The following is a 6,026-nucleotide window of genomic DNA, read 5'->3' as shown; positions in this document are numbered from 1 at the left end:
TGTATTTGGCCTAAAATTCGGGACACTCAATTAAGCTACATTTTTTAAAGATACGTTTTGATTGTTAAATTCAAATTCTGCTGGTGACACATAACCCAGAGATGAGTGTCGTCGAACCTTATTGTACCACGTTTCTATGTATGCAAATATTTCACTTCGAGCCTGCATAATATTGTCGAAAACTCCGTTTGGATGGACCAATTCCCGTTTTAAGGATGAAAAGAAACTTTCTGCCACAGCGTTATCCCAACAATTTCCTTTTCGGCTCATACTGCAACTCATTTGGGCCTTGTTTAGAGCATTTTGATAAGCATGGCTAGCATATTGAACCCCGCGGTCAGAATGGTGAATTAACCCTTCCAGAGGCCGTCTGGTGGATATCGCCATCTTCAATGCATCAAGGACCAACTCCGTCTTCATATGCGACTTCATTGACCAACCCACTACCCGACGCGAGAATAGATCGATTACCACAGCCAGGTATAGCCATCCTTCCCGGGTTCTGATGTACGTAATATCGCAAACCCACTTTTTGTTGATCGTTTTAGCAGAAAAGTCCCTGTTAAGTAGATTCTCCGCAACAGGGAGATCATGATCAGAGTCTGTCGTAATCCGAAACTTTCTCTTATGATAAGCCCTCAAACCTAACTGTTGCATGATTGTCACAATGCTGCTTCTGCTACATGGTACGTTGGCAGCCTTGATGTCTCTGTAGATTCTAGGACTACCATATCTCCTTTTTGCCCCATAATAAATAGTACTTACCATGGTTGTCAAACGCCTACGATGTGTCGTTCTCCTTCGAGTTTTACCTGCTCTCCATGCATAATAGGCGCTCTTACTACATTTCAACACCCGACATAAAACGACTATTTTGAATTGCTCCGCCAGCATCGCGATCACTGTGTATCTTTCCCGGAGCGATTTAGAAAGATACCCGCTGCTTTTTTTAATATTTCAATTTCTTCCTTCAGACGTGCATTTTCTTTCTGAAGTTTAGACATTTCAGGATCTGTAGCGTTCCCCTGGCCTGGGAATGCCGTATCCTTTTGCTGCTCTGATTGACGCTTCCACATATACAGCATATTCGGATGAATACCCAGGTCTTGCGCGACTTGGGTTACTCCTGATTGCGCTGCCAAACGTATGGCTTCTTCCTTGAATTCTTTGCTGTAAGTCTTTCTCTGTGACATATGTACTAAATTAAGATTTTCAAACTTAACTTAGTGTCCGTCAAAATAGGCTAGTTCAGTATATAGCTCAATAAATAAAGAAAAGAAGCTAAAAGCCCCTTTCAATGACCGGGAGGAAAGTATGGATTATATTTTTGCGGGTTGCTTTGATGAAATTACGAATATGATGGTGGAAATGTCCACCACGAGGATCCTCAAAGATTCAGCAATAAAGGATGCAAAACTATATACAAGCATAATGGAAGATATGCAAGCAAAAGGTAGAGAAATTAGCTCCATTCAAACGTTAAAGAGATTTTCAAAAGTCGTTGCGTTGGTTAACAACTTGGATATTAATAAATATATTTTACAATTTATCATAACACGGAAGGACATTCCACCATTCGCAGATAAGGACAGGGTAGATATAGTCAGGCCAGAAAAATTAATTTTTTTATCTGAAAAGTATTCGGAGTAGTTGTAGTTAAGACATAAATTCTATGCAAATAATGAAGAATATTTATATATATTTTAGCAAGCCATCGCAGCACTTATTTTATTTATCGATATTGAGACTTTTTATCTGTTTTCATCTTGCAAAGGATGTCATATTTCATTGGTCCTTAACTAATTTACTTTATAAACCGGAATCGTTTTTTGTTCCTGGACTTGATGGCCTTTTTTATTTTTTAGGTATTAATCAAGATTGGCTAAGGGTACATTTTGATATTATTTTTATTATTTATCAAATATTGATTTTGCTTTATGCATTGGGTATTGGTAAATATATAACTGCAATATTTCTATATGCCGTCTTTGAAATTATCCAAAGATTAAATGCCAATATATTAAATGGTGGAGATAATTATCTAAAATTCATTATATTGTATATGGTTTTTTGTAACAGCTACCAATATTTTTCGTTAACCAAAATAAGACAGAGAAATCCCTTTTGGTCATTCGCTAGCAACTTGATTACAAATATTTCAATATTTAATTTGAAGCTGCACCTATGCTTGATCTATTTTATTTCGGGATTGGCGAAAGCACATTCTGACGTTTGGTATAATGGAATTGCAAATTACTATATTCTTCAAGTAGAGAGATTTCAGGGAACATCTATAAACAAAATATTAGCTCGAAACGGTTTTTTTGTGACAATCAGTACCTATTTTACTTTGGTTTGGGAATTATTTTTCCCCATTCTTGTATGGATAAAAAAGTTAAGAATTCCCCTTCTTTTAATGGGAATACTGCTTCATATTATGATTTACATTTTTCTGATGATTTACGATTTTGAAATTATTTTTATTGTCGTATATGGCATTTTCTTTACCGATGAAGAACTCTTTCAGTTTTACAATAATATAAAAACATATTTTAAATTGTATGCAAAAAGATTACATCTTAGAAATGGTTGAAGAATTGGGCCAGGTTTTGGGAGCCATTCTAACTCTAAAAAAAAATAATCCGAGAAAAGCACTTGAATATATTCAAGTTGCATTTAGAAGTACAAAATTTAAAAATAAAGACTTTTTTGATAGTTTAGATGTAAAGGGCCTTAAAGAGTTTATTGATCAAAATAGTATTGATCACCGAACTATTGATTCAATTACTGATCTCTTATTAGAGGAGTTAGATATAAAAATATCCAATTCCTCTATTGACGATGTGGAACTACTAGTCAGTAAGGTTGAATTTCTTATTTTATATTGTGAGCAAAAGGAAAATGAGCTAAAAATTTTCTCGTTCAAGCGTAATATTCATAGGGAGAGATTAAAGGAACTACTTGCAAAGCTGCCCATATAAACTGTATGTCTATTCAATTCACTTAATACTCATTTTACAAGAATATTTAGCCGGAAAATTCCTTCAAAAATGAAAAAACAGAATTATCTTTTTTATGGATTGTCAATGAGCATTGTGCTAATTGTACTATCTCTTCTATATTATTTTGCTGGTCTAAGCCAAGCCAATTGGACGATGTATATCAATATAGTTGTCTTGGTAGTTGGAATTATTGTGTCATGTAATAATTATTCCCAAATTAATGATGGAAAGGTAACATTTGGTAATATCATAGGTAGTGGGTTTAAGGCTACTCTAATTATTGTTATAGTTAATACACTATTCAGTGTTTTTCTTGTGTACATCTTCCCTGATATTAAACAGCTCACCTTGGAAAGTGCACGTAAAACACTCGAGAAACAGGGGCAACAAGGAGAATTACTTGAGCAAAGCATGAGATTTACAGAAAAGATGTTTATGTTTTTACTTGTAGCAGGTTCTTTATTTTCAACGCTGGTAGCTGGCACAATAGCTGCTATTATTGGCGCCGCAGTTGGCAAAAAAGAGAAAGCTTTGAACAGATAGCCATGCTTTTTGATTCTTAAATTCCCCTCATGAATTATTGATTGGTTTCTGCTTTTTGATGGTGGGCGACGAATAAATGGGCCGACAGGTGATAACAAATCGTTTTATTCACCACAGGCAAAAGCTGGCCCTGGGGCTGATACAGTGGACCTGTGGGGGCTAAACCCTGATCCGGGGATGTTGCCTGTTGACCCGCTAGCTTCGGAATGCTCCACCCGGTGTGTCTGGTCTTCAATTTGTGGGGATGGCGCATGGAATATAACGACAACAATAGCAGCCCCTAAAGAGCCATGCTCTCAGCCTCTAGGCTCCCCGTGTGATAATGGTCAAGCTACAGTTTGGAGGTTAAACTACTCTCAGAGATTCAATTGTAGCATTCCTGGCAAAGATCCTGATATAACGCCTCTTCCTCCCGGTGATGGAGGCGGTGGCGGAGGTGGAGGTGGGACCCCGTCTTCTCCAAGCGCCCTACAACAGATAGAATCTCTGTTACAACAGAATCCGTTCGGTATTTTGCCGTGTAATCAAATTGAAAAATTCTTGGAGTTGGGTAGATATCAAGCACCTCAATCCGTTATAAATAGACTCCTGACTCTCGACCAGCAGTATAGTATCTACAATCCGATATTCAGGTATCATCTTATGGGAATTATAGATGCCAACGGGAAAGTAATAAACTGTGATTATTTTCCTGTTAAGATCTCGCGCCTCCCTACAATTAATGGAAGACAGGTAACCGCATCTGAATTATTAGCTATGTTCAGAAAGGATATTAATGGCTATATTAATACGGCTAAAGCTACTTTTGAGCCATATAAATATGGTTCTGTTGATGACGAAACGTTATGGAACTCAGCGAACCCACTAGGAGCTATGTTGCACATAAATATGTTAGATGACGGCACTGTTATCGTTACTGAATTCAATACTGATAGGTTTACTGTCGAAACAGCGTATACTCCAAAGGATTTTGAACATCCGGTTAGCGGCAACAGGAGATGGGGTGTTACTGCAGATGCTGATGGAGGCTATACCTTTTATACTATGGGAGTAGATCGAATTACTCTTGGCTTGCCCGATCTCTTAAACAAGTATACGAATTTCGGGTTTTCAACTGCAGATAGACTTTGGGGTAGCCTTCAGGAAAAGATGACCGCGAAAATTAACGAGAACGGTGGTGCTGCCAACGTTGTTGCCCCAACGATTTCGAGACCGGATTATAAACTTGTTAAAGATGTTATTGACGGCACAATTTCTATTGAAACTTTTAAACAGAAAATAGGATGCAAATAAAGGCAACCACCATAAGAATTATCATTATACACGTATTGATCTTTCTCTGCATTAGTGTAATCAGTAGCGTTCTTTCCTATGTACTGGATCTTTTGTTTGATTTTTCTGATGCAAAAACGCTACCTCAAATGTTGATAGTATATTGGGCTATGTTTTTAGGCTACTTTGGAATTTACTTGATAGGAGTAACTATATTTAGTTTGTTGGCGCGTACAAATTTCTTTTTGAATAGCAAACTAAGGTTGCTTCTATTGGGGACAGTTCTAGGGGGGCTCATCGGCGTCTTGCTCGGACACAATGATTACAGCCTGTATATCGGTGATTTCAGAGAATTAAAGGTAATTATAAGACATAGCCTTACAGGTCTTATATTTAGTTCATTATGGATACGTTATTTGATGGGAATTACTTCTAAATGAATATCGGTTATGACTTTTCTACCATAAAATAAGTAGGCATGTAGGGAAATTATTCCAAAACTGTTAATTTACTTGTGATTTCTATGTCTTTCAATAACTGGTGGTTCGATATTTGTCCCAGCGGGTCTGAAAGTGAAGGTATTTGTTTATAACAGGTGCCAATACTGTTAAAAAGAAGCAAGGCGCGTTATTCTTTCCTGTCATTTTGCCGGTTCATACATTCACATGAGATTTGCGTATGGTAGATATAGAGACTGTCTTTGTGATCAGCTGAGCGAATGGTATCTGTAGTGGTTTCCTTGTTTTGCTGGATACAGGAATCGCTGGTTACCGGACAAGTATTGGGTGGGGTGCAGTCTACCTGTTGAACAATTCTGCCACCAAAGTTATAAGTGTATAAAATGACATCACAGGCAGGTGGCATTGTATCTCCACGACAACCGCACCATTGTTTTTTAGCTAACCCGTTGGGGAGAGGCGGGTTATAGGTGATCGTTATCTTTTCACAACTATCCTTACCCGGGCAGCGCCCAGTGCACAGCAGCTTGTACCTGGCAGCGAGTTCTTCATGGTTTTTATTATGGATGATTTCCCGTTGGATAAAGGTCTGGCAGTAGGCTTTAGTTTTATCTTCCTGCTTACAGCCTGGAGTAGACAACATAAATACGGCAACTAGTAACTGGGGTATAAAAGCTTTGAACTGCATAAGAAGAAATTAAAGAGAGGTGTATTAGGGTGGTTTACAAAATGCCGGTCTGTACGGGTAAAA

At 37.7% G+C, this 6,026-nt stretch carries 8 protein-coding genes; 5 read left to right on the top strand and 3 right to left on the bottom strand.

The genetic code is table 11. The annotated features are described in order from the left end of the window. Positions 1 to 30 precede the first annotated feature (30 nt). Both VM802_RS32365 and VM802_RS16465 read right to left on the bottom strand, forming a co-directional pair. Complete coding sequence (locus VM802_RS32365) at positions 31 to 894, bottom strand: IS3 family transposase (RefSeq protein WP_414647094.1); 864 nt, start codon at positions 892 to 894, stop codon at positions 31 to 33. 5 nt (positions 895 to 899) lie between these two features. Beyond that, complete coding sequence (locus VM802_RS16465; RefSeq protein ID WP_325532418.1) at positions 900 to 1,193, bottom strand: transposase; 294 nt, start codon at positions 1,191 to 1,193, stop codon at positions 900 to 902. Positions 1,194 to 1,314: 121 nt separating this feature from the next. Between VM802_RS16465 and VM802_RS16460 the strand changes: the two genes are divergently transcribed. From VM802_RS16460 to VM802_RS16440, 5 genes are all read left to right on the top strand, one after another. Next, positions 1,315 to 1,650: a hypothetical protein gene (locus VM802_RS16460; RefSeq protein ID WP_325532416.1), complete on the top strand. Its 336-nt coding sequence runs from the start codon at positions 1,315 to 1,317 to the stop codon at positions 1,648 to 1,650. A 31-nt stretch (positions 1,651 to 1,681) separates the two neighbouring features. Further along, complete coding sequence (locus VM802_RS16455) at positions 1,682 to 2,593, top strand: HTTM domain-containing protein (protein WP_325532414.1); 912 nt, start codon at positions 1,682 to 1,684, stop codon at positions 2,591 to 2,593. Then, entirely contained in the window at positions 2,562 to 2,981 is a 420-nt protein-coding gene (locus VM802_RS16450) for a hypothetical protein (protein WP_325532413.1), read from the top strand. The genes VM802_RS16455 and VM802_RS16450 overlap by 32 nt, the downstream gene beginning before the upstream one ends. Before the next feature lie 69 nt (positions 2,982 to 3,050). Beyond that, a complete protein-coding gene (locus tag VM802_RS16445) occupies positions 3,051 to 3,545 on the top strand; it encodes a DUF4199 domain-containing protein (RefSeq protein WP_325532412.1) in 495 nt (164 codons plus the stop codon). Positions 3,546 to 3,722: 177 nt separating this feature from the next. Beyond that, a complete protein-coding gene (locus tag VM802_RS16440; protein ID WP_325532410.1) occupies positions 3,723 to 4,838 on the top strand; it encodes a hypothetical protein in 1,116 nt (371 codons plus the stop codon). Between the two features lie 606 nt (positions 4,839 to 5,444). Here the strand turns inward: VM802_RS16440 and VM802_RS16435 are convergent. Continuing rightward, positions 5,445 to 5,963: a hypothetical protein gene (locus VM802_RS16435; RefSeq protein WP_325532408.1), complete on the bottom strand. Its 519-nt coding sequence runs from the start codon at positions 5,961 to 5,963 to the stop codon at positions 5,445 to 5,447. Positions 5,964 to 6,026: the final 63 nt, after the last annotated feature.

This window comes from Chitinophaga sp. (assembly GCF_035538455.1).
GTDB lineage: Bacteria > Bacteroidota > Bacteroidia > Chitinophagales > Chitinophagaceae > Chitinophaga.
The sequence above is the reverse complement of the archived record's forward strand: the minus strand, read 5'-3'. Positions and strand labels throughout refer to the sequence as shown.

Bases quoted from the DNA above. Each gene is read 5' to 3' on its own strand.
- VM802_RS16450 (WP_325532413.1), top strand. From the start codon at position 2,562: ATGCAAAAAGATTACATCTTAGAAATGGTTGAAGAATTGGGCCAGGTT.
- VM802_RS16445 (WP_325532412.1), top strand. From the start codon at position 3,051: ATGAAAAAACAGAATTATCTTTTTTATGGATTGTCAATGAGCATTGTG.
- VM802_RS16440 (WP_325532410.1), top strand. From the start codon at position 3,723: ATGTTGCCTGTTGACCCGCTAGCTTCGGAATGCTCCACCCGGTGTGTC.
- VM802_RS32365 (WP_414647094.1), bottom strand. From the start codon at position 894: ATGCTGGCGGAGCAATTCAAAATAGTCGTTTTATGTCGGGTGTTGAAA.
- VM802_RS16455 (WP_325532414.1), top strand. From the start codon at position 1,682: ATGAAGAATATTTATATATATTTTAGCAAGCCATCGCAGCACTTATTT.
- VM802_RS16460 (WP_325532416.1), top strand. From the start codon at position 1,315: ATGGATTATATTTTTGCGGGTTGCTTTGATGAAATTACGAATATGATG.
- VM802_RS16465 (WP_325532418.1), bottom strand. From the start codon at position 1,193: ATGTCACAGAGAAAGACTTACAGCAAAGAATTCAAGGAAGAAGCCATA.
- VM802_RS16435 (WP_325532408.1), bottom strand. From the start codon at position 5,963: ATGCAGTTCAAAGCTTTTATACCCCAGTTACTAGTTGCCGTATTTATG.